The 14,566-nt window shown below is 40.7% G+C and carries 14 protein-coding genes; 12 read left to right on the top strand and 2 right to left on the bottom strand.

What is annotated here, in order from left to right; all coding sequences use genetic code 11:
* Nucleotides 1–52 precede the first annotated feature (52 nt).
* Together AWW73_RS09890 and nagZ are read right to left on the bottom strand one after the other, a co-directional pair.
* Nucleotides 53–895, bottom strand: a complete 843-nt coding sequence (locus AWW73_RS09890) for a class I SAM-dependent methyltransferase (protein ID WP_062849554.1) — start codon at nucleotides 893–895, stop codon at nucleotides 53–55.
* An 83-nt stretch (nucleotides 896–978) separates the two neighbouring features.
* On the bottom strand, nucleotides 979–1,998 hold the full coding sequence (gene nagZ / locus AWW73_RS09885) for a beta-N-acetylhexosaminidase (protein WP_031947322.1): 1,020 nt from the start codon (nucleotides 1,996–1,998) through the stop codon (nucleotides 979–981).
* Nucleotides 1,999–2,190: 192 nt separating this feature from the next.
* On the opposite strand from nagZ, the gene AWW73_RS09880 reads away from it, so the two are divergent.
* The 12 genes from AWW73_RS09880 to bamB all read left to right on the top strand — a co-directional run bounded on the left by AWW73_RS09880 (nucleotide 2,191) and on the right by bamB (nucleotide 14,476).
* Entirely contained in the window at nucleotides 2,191–4,374 is a 2,184-nt protein-coding gene (locus AWW73_RS09880; RefSeq protein WP_016144296.1) for a carboxy terminal-processing peptidase, read from the top strand.
* A gap of 137 nt (nucleotides 4,375–4,511) precedes the next feature.
* Entirely contained in the window at nucleotides 4,512–5,798 is a 1,287-nt protein-coding gene (locus AWW73_RS09875; RefSeq protein ID WP_079748238.1) for a glycosyltransferase family 4 protein, read from the top strand.
* A gap of 24 nt (nucleotides 5,799–5,822) precedes the next feature.
* Nucleotides 5,823–6,374 carry a phosphatase PAP2 family protein gene (locus AWW73_RS09870; protein WP_032054389.1) on the top strand — a complete coding sequence of 184 codons (552 nt, stop codon included), beginning with the start codon at nucleotides 5,823–5,825 and terminating at the stop codon, nucleotides 6,372–6,374.
* 99 nt (nucleotides 6,375–6,473) lie between these two features.
* Nucleotides 6,474–6,674, top strand: a complete 201-nt coding sequence (gene iscX, locus AWW73_RS09865; RefSeq protein WP_004698764.1) for a Fe-S cluster assembly protein IscX — start codon at nucleotides 6,474–6,476, stop codon at nucleotides 6,672–6,674.
* 113 nt (nucleotides 6,675–6,787) lie between these two features.
* Entirely contained in the window at nucleotides 6,788–7,219 is a 432-nt protein-coding gene (gene ndk, locus AWW73_RS09860; protein WP_003654870.1) for a nucleoside-diphosphate kinase, read from the top strand.
* Between the two features lie 123 nt (nucleotides 7,220–7,342).
* Nucleotides 7,343–8,578: a dual-specificity RNA methyltransferase RlmN gene (gene rlmN, locus AWW73_RS09855; RefSeq protein WP_002115097.1), complete on the top strand. Its 1,236-nt coding sequence runs from the start codon at nucleotides 7,343–7,345 to the stop codon at nucleotides 8,576–8,578.
* A 14-nt stretch (nucleotides 8,579–8,592) separates the two neighbouring features.
* Nucleotides 8,593–9,393, top strand: coding sequence for a type IV pilus biogenesis/stability protein PilW (pilW, locus tag AWW73_RS09850; RefSeq protein ID WP_200043288.1), 801 nt, complete (start codon nucleotides 8,593–8,595; stop codon nucleotides 9,391–9,393).
* Complete coding sequence (locus AWW73_RS09845; RefSeq protein ID WP_016144300.1) at nucleotides 9,384–10,178, top strand: helix-turn-helix domain-containing protein; 795 nt, start codon at nucleotides 9,384–9,386, stop codon at nucleotides 10,176–10,178. The genes pilW and AWW73_RS09845 overlap by 10 nt, the downstream gene beginning before the upstream one ends.
* Before the next feature lie 21 nt (nucleotides 10,179–10,199).
* Nucleotides 10,200–11,315: a flavodoxin-dependent (E)-4-hydroxy-3-methylbut-2-enyl-diphosphate synthase gene (ispG, locus tag AWW73_RS09840; RefSeq protein ID WP_062849552.1), complete on the top strand. Its 1,116-nt coding sequence runs from the start codon at nucleotides 10,200–10,202 to the stop codon at nucleotides 11,313–11,315.
* Complete coding sequence (hisS, locus tag AWW73_RS09835) at nucleotides 11,312–12,604, top strand: histidine--tRNA ligase (RefSeq protein ID WP_062849551.1); 1,293 nt, start codon at nucleotides 11,312–11,314, stop codon at nucleotides 12,602–12,604. The genes ispG and hisS overlap by 4 nt, the downstream gene beginning before the upstream one ends.
* A gap of 28 nt (nucleotides 12,605–12,632) precedes the next feature.
* On the top strand, nucleotides 12,633–13,331 hold the full coding sequence (locus AWW73_RS09830) for a YfgM family protein (protein WP_062849550.1): 699 nt from the start codon (nucleotides 12,633–12,635) through the stop codon (nucleotides 13,329–13,331).
* Nucleotides 13,331–14,476 carry an outer membrane protein assembly factor BamB gene (gene bamB / locus AWW73_RS09825; RefSeq protein ID WP_062849549.1) on the top strand — a complete coding sequence of 382 codons (1,146 nt, stop codon included), beginning with the start codon at nucleotides 13,331–13,333 and terminating at the stop codon, nucleotides 14,474–14,476. Before AWW73_RS09830 ends, bamB begins: the two co-directional genes overlap by 1 nt.
* Nucleotides 14,477–14,566 lie beyond the last annotated feature (90 nt).

Below are 14,566 nucleotides of genomic sequence, written 5' to 3'. Positions count from 1 at the left end.
GATAGTTATAGATGGAAGCTCGTTTACGTCGAGCTTCCATTTTTTATATTTATTATTTTATTTGTGCGTGAATAGTCCAGACTAAATCACCTAAATGCTCTTCACTCATATCTTGAGACGCTTGCCCAAAAAATATTTGAGGTTGTTCAATAGTAACCTGCTCAAACTCTGTATCTTTAAAAAAGTCTTTAACTTCTTGTGGACTTTTGAAATGAAAACTAAACGAGCTTCGAGACATGAGTTTAAGTAATTTACTACTGTTCCAGATAATACTGGCAAGCTTGTTTTTAACTGGTTCAGGATATAAGTCTGTTAAATAGTGAAACTTCTTAAAAGAGGTGCCATAGTGGGCAATCGATTGGATCAATTGTTTTAATAAATCTTTATCAAAATAGTTAATCAAGCCTTCACTGATTACAACCAGCGGGCGGTTCGGGTCAAATACTTCAAATGCTTGTGCAAAAGCTTCTGTAAATAAATCAACTGATAAAACTTCAGGTGCATTTTTTTCAATTTGCTGTAACGCATTTTGTTTGGTTTGTGCCATATCGGGTAAATCAAGCTCCCGATAGGTAATTGCAGGGTAATGCTGTCTAAACCACCAACCACGTGGCGATAACCCACATGCTATTTCTAAAACTTGTAAATTAGGATTTTCTTGAATGAGTTGTTCTAAATGGTGATCAAGCATGGTGTGGCGTTGTTTGAGCGTAGTGCGCATGCTACCACCGACATATTTCTCAGCCCATGATTCTATCGGGTGAACTAAATATGCCAGTGATTTACCTTTGGTTGTGGCAAGTGCTTCATGAGAAATCCCCATTTGATACCAGATATAACCCGTATAGTGGGCAGTAAAAGAGATGTGGCGGTGTTTTGAAAGTTGTTGTGTCATTCGTCCTGAACTCGGTTTATTGTTTTTCTGTAGTTTGACTGACAATTTTTAATTATCAGTCAAATATAGTCTTACATTAGAATTTAGAGTGAATTCTTAAATTCTTCAATGGCTGTTTTGACAGCTTGCCACTCATTTCCTAGCGATAAGGTTTCACTAATCTGAATTTGTGGAATTTGACCGCGCATGCGTTCTAAACGCTCTTGATTTGGTAGCTCTAAGTTTGCAATACCTTCAAGTGCTGTACAGGCTGCACTACGGTCATTACACACCAGCCCCATATCACACCCAGCTGCCAGAGCAGCTTGAATACGTGCATCTGCACCGCCTGCTACACATGCAGCCTGCATGCTTAAGTCATCAGAGAAAAGTACACCATTAAAATTCAAACGTTTGCGTAGAACCTCTTGAATCCAGAAAGGTGAAAAACCAGCTGGATTTGGATCAACCTGATCATAAATTACATGTGCTGGCATGAGCGCATCAAGCTGAGGCATAAGCTTAATGAAGCTTTGCATGTCATGATTATAAATTTCATCATAGCTACGGCTATCGATTGCAGCTGCAACATGAGAGTCGGCTTTCACTGAACCGTGGCCTGGGAAATGTTTGCCTGTGTTTGCCATGCCAGCTTTTTTCATACCTTGCATAAATGCACCAGCAAGCGGGGCAATATCCTCAATATTTTTAGAGAAGCCCCGGTCACCAATCACATCACTAATTGCATTAAGGTCTAAAACTGGTGCAAAACTGAAATCGATACCGACAGCAAGCACTTCAGTTGCCATGAGCCAGCCGCACTGCTCAGCTAATTCAAGAGCCTTTTGTGGTTGAGTTAAATATAACTCTCCGAAACGGCCCATAGCTGGTAATAAGGTAAAACCCGATCTTAGGCGCTGAACTCGACCACCTTCTTGGTCGACAGCAATTAAAATATCTGGACGAATTTGACGCATATGATCCGTTAATGCACGGACTTGTTGTGGAGATTCAATATTTCGTGCAAATAAAATCATGCCACCGACTTGCGGAGCGCGTAATAGTTCAATATCTTCTTGAGTAAGTTCTGTGCCGGCGATATCCAGCATCAATGCGCCAATCATATTGGTTCCATTTGAATTTTGATTGAAAAACAATAAGCGAATTTTGCAATGTTTTGCTACATTTTGTCAGTACAGAATATGATAAAACTACACGGTATAAACAATTTAGTTGGTTAAGATTTTGAATCTGCTTAGTTCATATCGAAAACAGAGCGTGTAAGATAGGAACACCCAAGGAAGTATTAAAAATTTATGAAACTTCAAACTATAGCTTGTGCAGTAGCGATCGCGACTGGCGGTTTATTCTTCTCTCATACGATGAATGAAGCGAGAGCAGCAACCAATACTGCTGCTGTTTCTCAATCGATCCAGCCAACGCAAGAACAAGCTTTGGTGGCTCGTCAGCTGGCAACTTTAGTTGATCGCCAACATTATTTAAATATGCGTTTGGATGCGACCACATCAAATCGTATTCTCGATATGTATTTAGATAATCTTGATCCAGATCACTCACTATTTTTAGATGCTGAAGTTCAAAATTATAAAAAACTCTATGGTTCAAATTTTGGGGCTTCATTAAAAGCAGGCAACTTAACAGGGCCTTTTACTATTCATCAGCAATATCGTGAACGCCTAAAACAATTTTATGAGTTCATGTTGGCTGAATTAAAAAAACCACAAAATTTAAAACAGCCAAACAGCTATATTGAAGTTGATCGTGAAAAAGCACCGTATTTTAAAACGACGGCTGAGCAACAAAATCATTGGCGCAAAATGTTGGTTTCACAGTTAATCAACTTAACCATTAGCCGTGAAGAAGAGCAGGCGAAACAAAAAGCGCTTAAAGAAAATCCTTCACTTGCTAACGGTCAGGACTTAACTGGCCCAGAAGATTTAACGCCAGCTCAAACGTTAACTAAACGTTATACACGTCAGCTTGAAAGAATTAGTCGTGTGAAAAGCGATGATGTGTTGGACAAAACATTAAATGCAATGTTGGCGACCTATGATCCACATAGTAACTATTATCCGCCAATTGATGCGATCGAACTGAATCGCCAAACTACGTTGCAGCTTGAAGGTATTGGTGTGTCGATTCGTCCAGAGCGTGGCAACGAAGATTACACCAAGATTGAAACCATTGTAGAAGGTGGTCCTGCAAGTAAGTCTGGCCAAGTGAAATCAGGAGATCGAATCATTGGTGTCGCTCAAGAGGGCGAGAAAATGGTTGATGTGATTGGTTGGACAAGTTCTGAAATTGTTGGACTCATTCGTGGTAAACGCGGAACAAAAGTCACGTTAAAGCTTCTTGGTGCTGGCGCATCAATGAGTCAAGCACGTAATGTGACTTTAGTGCGTGATGTCATTCAAGAAGAAGATGCTGGTGTTCGTTCACGCACAGTTGAAGTAACACGTGATGGTAAAAAGCATGTGTTAGGCGTAATTGAAATTCCATCATTCTATTTTGACTATCGTTCACGTCGTGCAGGTCAACAATACCGTTCAGTTTCTGAAGATACTGCAAATGCTTTTGAAGCGCTAAAAGCGAAGAAAGTAGAAGGGATTATTATTGACTTACGTAATGACCCAGGTGGTTCATTAGAAGAAGTTGCACGTATGTTGGGTCAGGTGATTAAGTCTGGTCCGGTTGTACAAATTCGTGATGGCAATGGCAATGTAAGCGTTTTTGAAGATAATGATGGCGGCCAGCAAATTTACACAGGTCCACTCGCGGTATTGGTGAACTTGGCTTCGGCATCAGCAAGTGAAATTTACTCTGCTGCAATTCAAGACTATGAGCGCGGTATTATTATTGGTAGTACAACGACTGGTAAGGGTACAGCTCAGGTACAACTTGATACTCTGGCATATGGTCAAGCGACTTTAACTCAGCGTAAGTTCTATCGTATTACGGGTGGTAGTACACAAAATAAAGGTGTAGTGCCAGATATTAAGCTCGTCGATATTTACAACGAAGAGTTCGGTGAGCGTAAATCGAAGAATGCCTTGAAGTGGGATACGATTCCTACTGCACCATTTAAGCGCGAAGGTTCAGTTCAGCCTTATGTGACAAAGTTGTCTCAATTCTCTGAACAACGTGTTGGTAATGATGCTCAGTTTAAATATCTAAATAAACGTACTGCAATCGCCAAGGTAACAAGTGAGCAAAAACAAGTTGTACTTGATATTGATAAGCGCCGTGCTGAATTACTTGGTTTAGAGAAACAAACTTTAGATGCAGAGAATGAACGCCGTGCCGCAACTGGTCAAAAACCTTTTGCAAACTGGGAAAGCTATCAAGCTTCATTAGATGCTCTAGCTGAATCTCGCGCTAAAATGAAAGCATCGCAACGTCCAGCGTTACCAGAAGAAGAAACTTTTGTGACTGAAGCTGCAAATGTACTTATGGACTATGCGAAGTTGCAAAATCGCTAAGTATGATTAGGTTTTAAGAAAAAGCATGCTGTTAACAGTGTGCTTTTTTTATTTTCTATGTCAGTAAACTGTCATGCATTTATCATCAAAATGTCAAAAAAACTGCTTAATCTTTAAGCATGAAAATAAATACATTGATGGATGGCGCTATGCAAAGTTCATACGCGACAGCACTATTAAAACAACAGCAACTTCCTGAAAGCTTCCAATTCTTTTTTAAACAAAAGCAGCTCTCTAACACGCATTCATTGCATGATTTGGTGCGCCCACGTTTAAAAATTGCGATTGTGACGGAAACTTGGCCCCCTGAAATTAATGGGGTCGCACTTTCATTATTACAGTTATGCCAAGGTTTACAAAAACAGGGGCATAAGATTTTACTAATTCGCCCAGAGCAAAAAGCGAAATGTCATGACTTTACACCAGAGCAAGAATGCTTGGTCATGTCACAAGCTATTCCTAAGTATCCGACCTTACAGTTTGGCTGGCCACAATATTTAAAAGTATCGAAAGCTTTTGAAAAGTTTGTACCAGATGTTGTGCACATTGTGACTGAAGGACCGTTAGGTTTAACTGCAATGCAGGCTGCTAAGGCAAAAGCTATTCCGGTTTCGAGTGGCTTTCATTCACCATTTCAAGACTTTAGTCGATTCTTCGATTTGGCTTTTTTAGTCAAACCGATTCAAAAATACCTTTGTTGGTTTCACAATAACACCCAAGTTACTTGTGTGCCGAGTAAAGATACACAAGAAGCATTACGAGGTTTCGGTATTACGTGCCCGCTGGTGGTAGTTGGACGCGGAGTCGATACCACAAGATTTTCACCAAAGCATCGCTCTGAAAATTTACGAAAACAATGGGATGCCGATGAGAATACCCGCGTTATGCTTTATGTAGGGCGTTTGTCTCCCGAAAAAGAAGTGCAAGTGCTCATTGAAAGTTATGCCAACATACACACCATTCAGCCTCATAAAACTAAATTAGTTATTGTTGGAGATGGCCCAGATTTTGCTCGTTTAAAGTTACTACCTGAAGCGAAGGGTGTTATCTTTACTGGAAGTTTGAGAGGTCAAGATTTGGCGGCTGCCTATGCGAGTGCTGATGTATTCGTATTTGCGAGTCAAGTTGAAACGTTTGGTAACGTAGTTTTAGAGGCAATGGCGAGCGGTTTGCCAGTTATCGCGTATGATTATGCATGTGCACATCAATACTTAACACATGGTGTGAATGGCTGGTTAAGCCCACTTGGACAAAAAAACCACTTTATACAACAAATTTATCAGCTTCCTTCAGTACAACAACTTAGAGAAATGGGCGTACAAGCCTGTCATAAAGTACAGCAAAGCGGTTGGCAACTTCCGGTTCAGCAATTGGAGCAGGCATTTTATCAGGTAGTGAAGGAGCCCTCGTTGGACTTCACTTAAGTATCCTAAGATAGGAGAATGACCATGAAATTTAAGAATGCAAAAATAAAAATACTCGATTTAGATTTGAGAGGCTGTTTATATCTTAACAATTTCTCTCACTCACAGCGTGTTGCCCTTTTTTTCAAAATCATTAGTCGTGTGGGTGATGGTCCATTTTGGTATCTAATGTTGGCAATCGTGTGGGGGATGCAAGGCATCACCTATAGTTTGCAAATCATCTACTTATTATTAGGTGGTTCTGTCGGCACAGCAATCTATAAATTTTTAAAACATAAAACAACGCGACCGCGTCCTTATCAGGTGCATCAGGTGATTGTGCTCGGTGAAAGACCGCTTGATCACTTTAGTTTTCCATCGGGTCATACGCTTCATGCGGTCATGGTGACAATTGTGTTGGGTTATATCCAACCTGTTTTACTTGCAGCCATGTTCCCATTTATGGTGCTTGTCGCTTTGTCTCGGATGGTACTGGGCCTGCATTACCCAAGTGATGTGATTGTAGGTGCCCTAATTGGTGCAGCAGTCGCGGCAATGATTATTTTTGTGGCGCCATTATTGAACATCGCTTTATAGGCATCGGTAATTTTTATCAGCTTAAGCTATCGATTAGGTTTGTGGATTTGCTAAAGTACACAGTTCGTGATTTAGCAGATTAAACAGATAGGAGCCGCTATGGGCTTACGTTGGACAGATACGATTGATATTGCCATTGAATTGTCAGAAGCACATCCAGAAGTTGATCCGCAATGGATCCGTTTTACTGATTTACATGCATGGGTGTGCGCATTACCAGACTTCAGTGATGACCCAAATAAATCGACAGAAGGATTGCTAGAAGGGATTCAAATGGCCTGGATAGACGAAGTTCGCTAAAAACAGTAGAAAAAATCGCAACTTTTACACATTCAAAGCTGATTATTGCCTATGACATCGGTATAATGCGGCAAATTTTTTAAAGTTTAAATCTTAAAATAAAGGAGCCACTCATGGCTATTGAACGTACTTTGTCTATCGTAAAACCTGATGCTGTGTCTAAAAACCACATCGGTGATATTTTTGCTCGTTTTGAAAAAGCGGGTTTAAAAATTGTTGCGACTAAAATGAAACACCTTTCTCAAGCTGATGCTGAAGGTTTCTATGCTGAGCATAAAGAACGTGGTTTCTTTGGTGACTTAGTTGCATTCATGACTTCTGGTCCAGTTGTAGTATCTGTTCTTGAAGGCGAAAATGCAGTTCTTGCGCACCGTGAAATCTTAGGTGCTACAAACCCTAAAGAAGCTGCTCCTGGTACTATTCGTGCTGACTTCGCTGTAAGCATCGACGAAAATGCTGCTCACGGTTCTGACTCAGTTGCTTCTGCAGAGCGTGAAATTGCTTACTTCTTTGCTGACAACGAGATCTGCCCACGCACTCGTTAATCGAAAGCATTCAAACCAGATAAGTGGTATACTACTTATCTGGTTTTTTTATTCTCTCAAGAGAATATTGTTTGATTCTTGAACAATATCTTCAGTTTTTTGACATGGTTTAGGTAAATACACATGAGTTCTGCAGTGGTCGTTTCATCTGAAAATCTTGATGGACAGCAGCAATCTTCGTCCACGCCGGTAATCCCTGCTGCCGAAAATAAAGTGAATTTACTCGGCATGTCTCGTCCTGAGTTGGAAAAATTCTTTGAAGATATTGGTGAGAAGAAGTTTCGTGCCGGACAGGTCATGAAATGGATACATCAATACTTTGTTACTGATTTTGCTGAAATGACCAATATTTCTGGCAAATTACGTGCAAAGCTTGAACAGATTTGTGAAATTAAAGCACCTGAAGTGGTTCACCGTCATTATTCAAAAGATGGTACACGTAAGTGGGTATTTCGCGTAGGTGAGGGTGCAGGTTCTTTAGTTGAAACTGTTTTAATTCCTGCCGAAGATAAAACTGGATTACGTAAAACACTTTGTATTTCCTCTCAAGTGGGCTGCGCATTAGACTGCTCATTTTGTTCAACAGGTAAACAAGGTTTCCAACGTGATTTAACGCCAGATGAAATTATTGGGCAACTCTGGATGGCAAACTATTCTTATATGGAAGAAGTGCCAGTTGCCGAGCGTGAGCGTTCAGTGACCAATGTCGTGATGATGGGCATGGGTGAGCCACTGCTCAACTATGATGCCGTATTAAGCTCAATGCAGATCATGCTTGATGACTTTGCTTATGGCATGTCTAAACGTCGTGTGACTTTATCAACGTCAGGTGTTGTGCCAAAAATTGACCAGCTTGCAAAAGATATTGATGTGGCTTTGGCAATTTCCTTGCATGCGCCAAACGATGAGTTACGTAATGAGCTTGTGCCAATTAATAAAAAATACCCATTGGCTCAGTTAATTGCAGCATGTCAGCGTTATATTGCCAAAGATGGCAATGAAAGTACGCGTAAACATGTGACCATCGAATATGTGATGTTAGAGGGCGTAAATGATCAGCCTGAACATGCACAGCAAATGATTAAATTATTAAAAAATTTACCAAGTAAAATTAACTTGATCCCATTTAACCCGTTCCCGCATGCGCCATATGGTCGCTCAAGCCGAAATCGTATTATCTCGTTCCAAAAAACTTTGTCTGATGCCGGATTTGTGTGTACGATTCGTCAAACACGTGGTGATGATATTGATGCTGCATGTGGACAGTTAGTGGGGCAAGTGGCTGATAGAACCCGCCGTGCCGAACAGTGGCAGAAAAAAGTGACACAGCGTCAAGAGATTTTGCGTACACAAGGATAAATTGAGGGCAGGCTTTGAGTATTCCAAAGTTAAAAACGGTCTTATGTATGGGGATTGCAGTTGCATTTCTGGCAAGTGGTTGCCAGACAACGCATACGCAAAAAAAAGACCCGGAAAAAGCAGTAAAAGTGCGTACACAACTTGCTGCTGAACATATCCGTTCTGGTGACTTGGACTCAGCAAAGCGAGCTCTTGATCAAGCTTTAAGTGTAGATAGCCGCGATGCAACAGCAAACATGATGATGGGGATTTTGCTACAGCAAGAAGGTAGCAAAACCAACTTAGAAAAAGCAGAACATTATTTTAAACGAGCAATTTCATCTGAACCGGATAATGCTCAAGCACATAATAATTATGGTACTTATTTATACCAAATGGGGCGTTATAATGATGCGATCGAGCAATTTCGTATTGCTGGTGCAACATTAGGTTATGACCAACGCTATCAGGCATTAGAAAATCTGGGGCGTATTTATTTAAAATTGGGTGATGTTGTGAATGCTGAAAAAACATTCAAACAAGCACTCCTTGCTAACCGTGACTCTTATATTTCAATGTTAGAGTTAGCGGAAATTTTTTATTTGCAGCAGCAGATTCCGGCTGCTACACAAATGTATGAGCAATATGTTCATACAGTGGGGCAGAAAAATCAGGGTGCAAGAGCACTTTGGATTGGTGTAAGAGTGGCTCGAGCCAATGCGGATAAAATGGGAACGCAAGCATTAGTAAACCAATTACGTGCCTTGTTCCCGGAAAGTCCAGAATATCAACGTTATTTGCAATTACAGTATAGTACTGAGGCCGTATGGAAATAAATCCTAATTCACAGCAGCCAACTGGCTCAAGCTTACCGACTTCTGCTTTAGGAAATATTCAACGTCCTGGTGAGTATTTACGTCAAATTCGAGTTGCTCAGAATAAAGAGTTAGGGCAAGTTTCTTCAGATTTAAATATGCCGGTTAAGACCTTGACCGCTTTAGAGCAAGATGATTATAAATCATTGCCGGAAGCGACTTTTATTAAGGGCTATTACCGTTCATATGCGAAATATTTAAATACAGATGCGACGGCAATTATTCAGCGCTTCGATGAGATTTATGCAAATGATACGGGCCTTTTACCAAATCATGCTTTAAATAACTCGCCAATTAAAATCATGGGCAAACTCCCAGGTTCTAATAGCGATCGTAATAAGAAATGGTTAAAGCGAGCACTTCTTGCGGTTGTAGTTGTTGCTGTTGTGTCATTGCTTGTTATGGGTATCCAAAAATGGACTTCAAAGAAAGACGATGCCGATTTACCTAAAGTAAATCAATCGAATGTTGAAGTCCTACCTATGCAAGGAAGTGCCACCTCAACAACAGTGGGTGACCAATTGGTGTTAAACTTTAACCGACCAACTTCTGTTCATATTGTTGATGCAACAGGTAAAGTTTTGGCGACAGGTCGTCAGTCATCAACTTTAAGCTTAAATGGTGAGTCTCCATTCCAGATTCGTCTTGATGATGCAACGGCTGTGTCATTAAGTCTAAACCAAGAACAGATTTCATTGTCTCCATATACGGTAAACGGTAAAGCAGAATTCCGTTTATCCCGCTAATACCATGAGTTGAGCGATACAATGATAGAGAACCCAATTAAACGTCGACCAACACGTAAAATCCGTGTTGGTTCGGTGTATGTCGGTGGCGATGCACCTATTAGTGTGCAAAGTATGACAAATACCGAAACTTGCGATGTCGATGCAACAGTGGCTCAAATTGAGCGTTGTGTTGAGGCAGGTGCTGATATTATGCGTGTTTCGGTCCCATCTATGGAGGCTGCTGAAGCATTTGGTGCAATTCGCAAGCGCGTTTCAGTACCTTTGGTTGCAGATATTCACTTTGACCATAGAATTGCCTTAGCTGTTGCAGATTATGGTGCAGACTGCTTACGTATTAACCCAGGTAATATCGGATCAGATCAGAAAGTTCGTGAAGTTGTTGCAGCGGCACGTCATCATGGCATTTCTATGCGTATTGGGGTCAATGCGGGTTCTCTAGAAAAAGATTTACAAAAGAAATATGGCGAACCTACAGGTGAAGCGCTGCTTGAATCAGCACTACGTCATATTGATATTTTAGACCGTCTTGATTTCCATGAGTTTAAAGTTAGTGTAAAAGCCTCAAATGTGTTTTTAACCATGGACGCTTATCGCTTGCTTTCTCAGCAAATTGATAACCCATTGCATCTTGGTGTGACTGAAGCTGGTATCTACCGCACAGGTACTGTGAAGTCAGCAATTGCCCTTGGTGGATTGTTGATGGAAGGTATTGGCGATACGATGCGTATTTCGCTTGCTGCTGAACCGGAAGATGAAATCAAGATTGGTTTTGATATCTTAAAATCACTTGGACTTCGTTCTAACGGGATTAACTTTATTGCTTGCCCGAGTTGTTCTCGCCAAGAATTTAATGTTATTCAGGTGATGCAAGCATTGGAAGAACGTTTAGAAGATATTCGTACTCCAATGGATGTGTCGGTGATTGGCTGTAAGGTAAACGGTCCGGGTGAAGCAAAAGAAGCTGATATCGGGGTTGTTGGGGCTGCGCCTCGCTCACTGGTTTATCGTAATGGTGAGAAAAGCCATTTAATCGATACCGATCAATTGGTTGATGAAATCGAAACAATGGTTCGTCAACGTGTCCAAGAGCTTGAAGAAGCTAAATCTAAAGAAATTATTCGTAGTTCATCATGAGTTCAATCGTCGCAATCAAAGGTTTTAATGACATCTTGCCAACGCAAACAGTAGCGTGGAGACGTCTCGAGCAACATTTAGCATCTTTAATGGATGCTTATGGATATCAACAAATTCGTTTGCCGATTGTTGAACAAACGGGCTTGTTTAAACGTGCTATTGGTGATGCTACCGATATTGTTGAAAAAGAAATGTATACCTTTTTTGATAAAGGTAATCCACCAGAGTCATTAACCTTACGTCCGGAAGGTACAGCGGGTTGTGTTCGTGCTTTAGTTGAACATAACTTGTTGCGCGGTGCGACACCACGTGTGTGGTATATGGGACCTATGTTCCGTTATGAAAAACCACAAAAAGGACGTTACCGTCAGTTCCACCAGTTTGGTGTGGAAACCTTCGGTGTTGCGACTCCTGACATTGATGCTGAATTGATTATGTTGACTGCACGCTTATGGAAGCGTATGGGCGTTGCAGATAAGGTTCAGCTTGAATTAAATACTTTGGGCGAAACTGATGAGCGTACAGAGTACCGTAATGCTTTAGTTGCGTTTTTAAACGAACATAAAGATGCGTTGGATGAAGACTCACAGCGTCGTTTAACAACAAATCCATTACGTATTTTGGATTCTAAAATTGAATCAACTCAGAAAATTTTAGAAAATGCGCCAAAATTACATGACTTCTTAAAAGAAGAAAGTTTAGATCATTTTAAGCAGTTACAAGATTATTTGACTGCTGCGGGCATCCAATTTGTCATTAATCAGAAATTGGTACGTGGTCTAGATTACTACAATAAAACCGTTTTTGAATGGACAACTACCGCTTTAGGTTCGCAAGGTACTGTATGTGCTGGCGGTCGCTACGACGGTTTAGTTGGTCAGCTAAAAGGTAAGGCTGATCAATCTGTACCAGCTGTTGGTTTTGCAATGGGTATGGAGCGTTTATTGCTTCTACTTGAGCAAGTTGAACAGGCTCAGGTTATTCGTGATTGTGAAGTCTTCTTGGTTGCAGAACCTGCTTATCAAACTAAAGCTTTGATTTTAGCGGAACAATTACGTGACCAGTTAGAAGCTGCAAATAGCAGCATTCGAATCAAAACAGGTTCACAAGGCAGCATGAAGAGTCAGATGAAAAAAGCTGATCAGGCTGGGGCTGTTTACGCCATGATTTTGGGTGAGCGTGAATGGGAAGCGCAGCAACTTGCTATCAAAGAGTTGGCAACAGCTGAGCAGTCACAAGTTGCACTGGCTGACCTTGTACCATTCTTAATTGAAAAATTTACAAAATAAACCGAAACATCTGGAAAAGGACAATCACATGAGCTTAAGTGATGATGAACAATTCGACAGCTTAAAGTCGTTCGCAAAAAAATATGGTTCTGCCATCATTAGCGGGATTCTCATTGCATTGATTGCCTTTTTTGGGTGGGAATATTGGCAAAAAAGAAATCTTGCAAGCAGCCAAGTAGAAACTGCAAAAGTACAGCAGTTAATGGATGAGGCAAATGCGAGTGCCGATAATCCTAATGCTTTAACTTCAATCACTGCATCGGCAGATAAAATCGTAAAAGATGATATCGATTCTGTTCAGGCCATACAGACTCAGTTCGTATTAGCAAAATTGGCTTATGAAAAACAAGACTATGCAGCTGCTGAAAAAGTATTGAAAAAAGTTGAAAATTCAAAAGTCAAAGATGAAGGCTTGATTCAGGTTGTAAAATTGCGTTTAGCAGATGCACAATTGGCGCAAAACAAATATGATGAAGCACTAAAAACCTTATCTGGTAATGTCGATCCTGCATTTAAAGCAACAGTAGAAGAGTTACGTGGTGATATCTTTGTTGCCAAGAAAGATATTGATTCTGCTAAAAAAGCGTATCAAGCTGCATGGGATTCGTTACTAGAACGTAAACAAGAGCGACAAATTTTACAAATTAAACTCGAAAGTGTTGGCGTTTTAGTTGAAGATCCACAGATTGAGCGCCCAATTTTGGAAACACAGGTGGAAGAGTCTTAATGAATCAGAAATTCAAACTGCCTTTGGCAATTGCAATCGCATCGGCTGTACTGGTGGGATGTTCTAGTAACAAAGTAAAAGAAGCAAAACCAAATCCACTACCGAAATTGACTGAGTCAAAAAAGACTCTAGTACCGGTGTTTTCGCGCAGTGTTTCTTCTACTGATAAGGCAGATCCGTTACGTTTACAGCTTGATGCAAGTGAGGGTGTAGTTTTTACGCTTGATCCAAAAGGTGAAGTTGCTGCATATCGTGGAAAGCAACGCCTTTGGGAGAAAAAAGTTACAAAACTAGGCTTAAGCTCTGGTGTTGAAGCTGCTGAAGGAATTGTTGTTGTTGGTAATAGTAAAGGTCAACTCGTTGCATTAGATCAGGCAACAGGTGAGCAGAAGTGGACTGCACAGTTATCAGGTGCATTGTTAAGTCCGTCACTTGTTCAATCTGGACGTGTGATTACCATTGCTAATGATGGTACTGTATTTGCTCATGATGCTGCTTCAGGCCAACAAGTTTGGGCGTATAAATTACCAAATGTCCAATTTAGTTTACGTGGACAAGCATCACCAGTAAGTCTTGATCCACGTACCGTATTAATTGCATCTGCGAATGCATATATTTATGCAATTGATACGATTAGTGGTATTCCACGTTTCCAACGTCGTGTTGCGGTAAGTGAAGGTCGTTCTGATATTCAACGTCTGATTGATATCGATGGCGATCCTACGGTTGCCGGACAGTTTATGGTAACGACTAGTTTTCAAGGTCAAGTAACTGTAACTGACTTAGCTTCTCAACGTGTTGTTTGGAGTGAAGACTCGAGCAGCACAAAGCGTCCGGAAGTTTATGACAACAAAGTATTTGTTTCTTCTACGGATGGTAAGTTAACTGCCTATGACTTAACGACAGGCGAACAGGTTTGGCAAAATGATAGTTTATTGAACCGCCATTTAAGTAACCCTGTTGTGTTGGGATCAGACCTTATTGTTGGTGATTTAGATGGCGTATTACATCTTGTTGATCCAGCAACAGGTAAGCTAATTGGTCGTTCAAAAACAAGTGGTGAGGTCAATACATTACGTGTTATTGAGAACCAACTTTACGTTTCGACCAGAAAAGGCGATTTAAGTATTTGGCAGAATCGTTAATTTCGTTTGCTTGTGCTAAAATAGCCGCTTAACAAATTACGCTGTTAAAAATATCGGGGTGTTTGAATTAAATCAGTTCAAAGCCCCGTC

It is taken from the genome of Acinetobacter lactucae, from assembly GCF_001605885.1.
GTDB lineage: Bacteria > Pseudomonadota > Gammaproteobacteria > Pseudomonadales > Moraxellaceae > Acinetobacter > Acinetobacter lactucae.
This window is presented reverse-complemented; position numbering and strand designations above follow the sequence as displayed.

What these genes read in the sequence shown, in the direction of transcription:
- AWW73_RS09890 (WP_062849554.1), bottom strand. Translation starts at nt 895, where the DNA reads ATGACACAACAACTTTCAAAACACCGCCACATCTCTTTTACTGCCCAC.
- nagZ (WP_031947322.1), bottom strand. Translation starts at nt 1,998, where the DNA reads ATGATTGGCGCATTGATGCTGGATATCGCCGGCACAGAACTTACTCAA.
- AWW73_RS09880 (WP_016144296.1), top strand. Translation starts at nt 2,191, where the DNA reads ATGAAACTTCAAACTATAGCTTGTGCAGTAGCGATCGCGACTGGCGGT.
- AWW73_RS09875 (WP_079748238.1), top strand. Translation starts at nt 4,512, where the DNA reads ATGGATGGCGCTATGCAAAGTTCATACGCGACAGCACTATTAAAACAA.
- AWW73_RS09870 (WP_032054389.1), top strand. Translation starts at nt 5,823, where the DNA reads ATGAAATTTAAGAATGCAAAAATAAAAATACTCGATTTAGATTTGAGA.
- iscX (WP_004698764.1), top strand. Translation starts at nt 6,474, where the DNA reads ATGGGCTTACGTTGGACAGATACGATTGATATTGCCATTGAATTGTCA.
- ndk (WP_003654870.1), top strand. Translation starts at nt 6,788, where the DNA reads ATGGCTATTGAACGTACTTTGTCTATCGTAAAACCTGATGCTGTGTCT.
- rlmN (WP_002115097.1), top strand. Translation starts at nt 7,343, where the DNA reads ATGAGTTCTGCAGTGGTCGTTTCATCTGAAAATCTTGATGGACAGCAG.
- AWW73_RS09845 (WP_016144300.1), top strand. Translation starts at nt 9,384, where the DNA reads ATGGAAATAAATCCTAATTCACAGCAGCCAACTGGCTCAAGCTTACCG.
- ispG (WP_062849552.1), top strand. Translation starts at nt 10,200, where the DNA reads ATGATAGAGAACCCAATTAAACGTCGACCAACACGTAAAATCCGTGTT.
- hisS (WP_062849551.1), top strand. Translation starts at nt 11,312, where the DNA reads ATGAGTTCAATCGTCGCAATCAAAGGTTTTAATGACATCTTGCCAACG.
- AWW73_RS09830 (WP_062849550.1), top strand. Translation starts at nt 12,633, where the DNA reads ATGAGCTTAAGTGATGATGAACAATTCGACAGCTTAAAGTCGTTCGCA.
- bamB (WP_062849549.1), top strand. Translation starts at nt 13,331, where the DNA reads ATGAATCAGAAATTCAAACTGCCTTTGGCAATTGCAATCGCATCGGCT.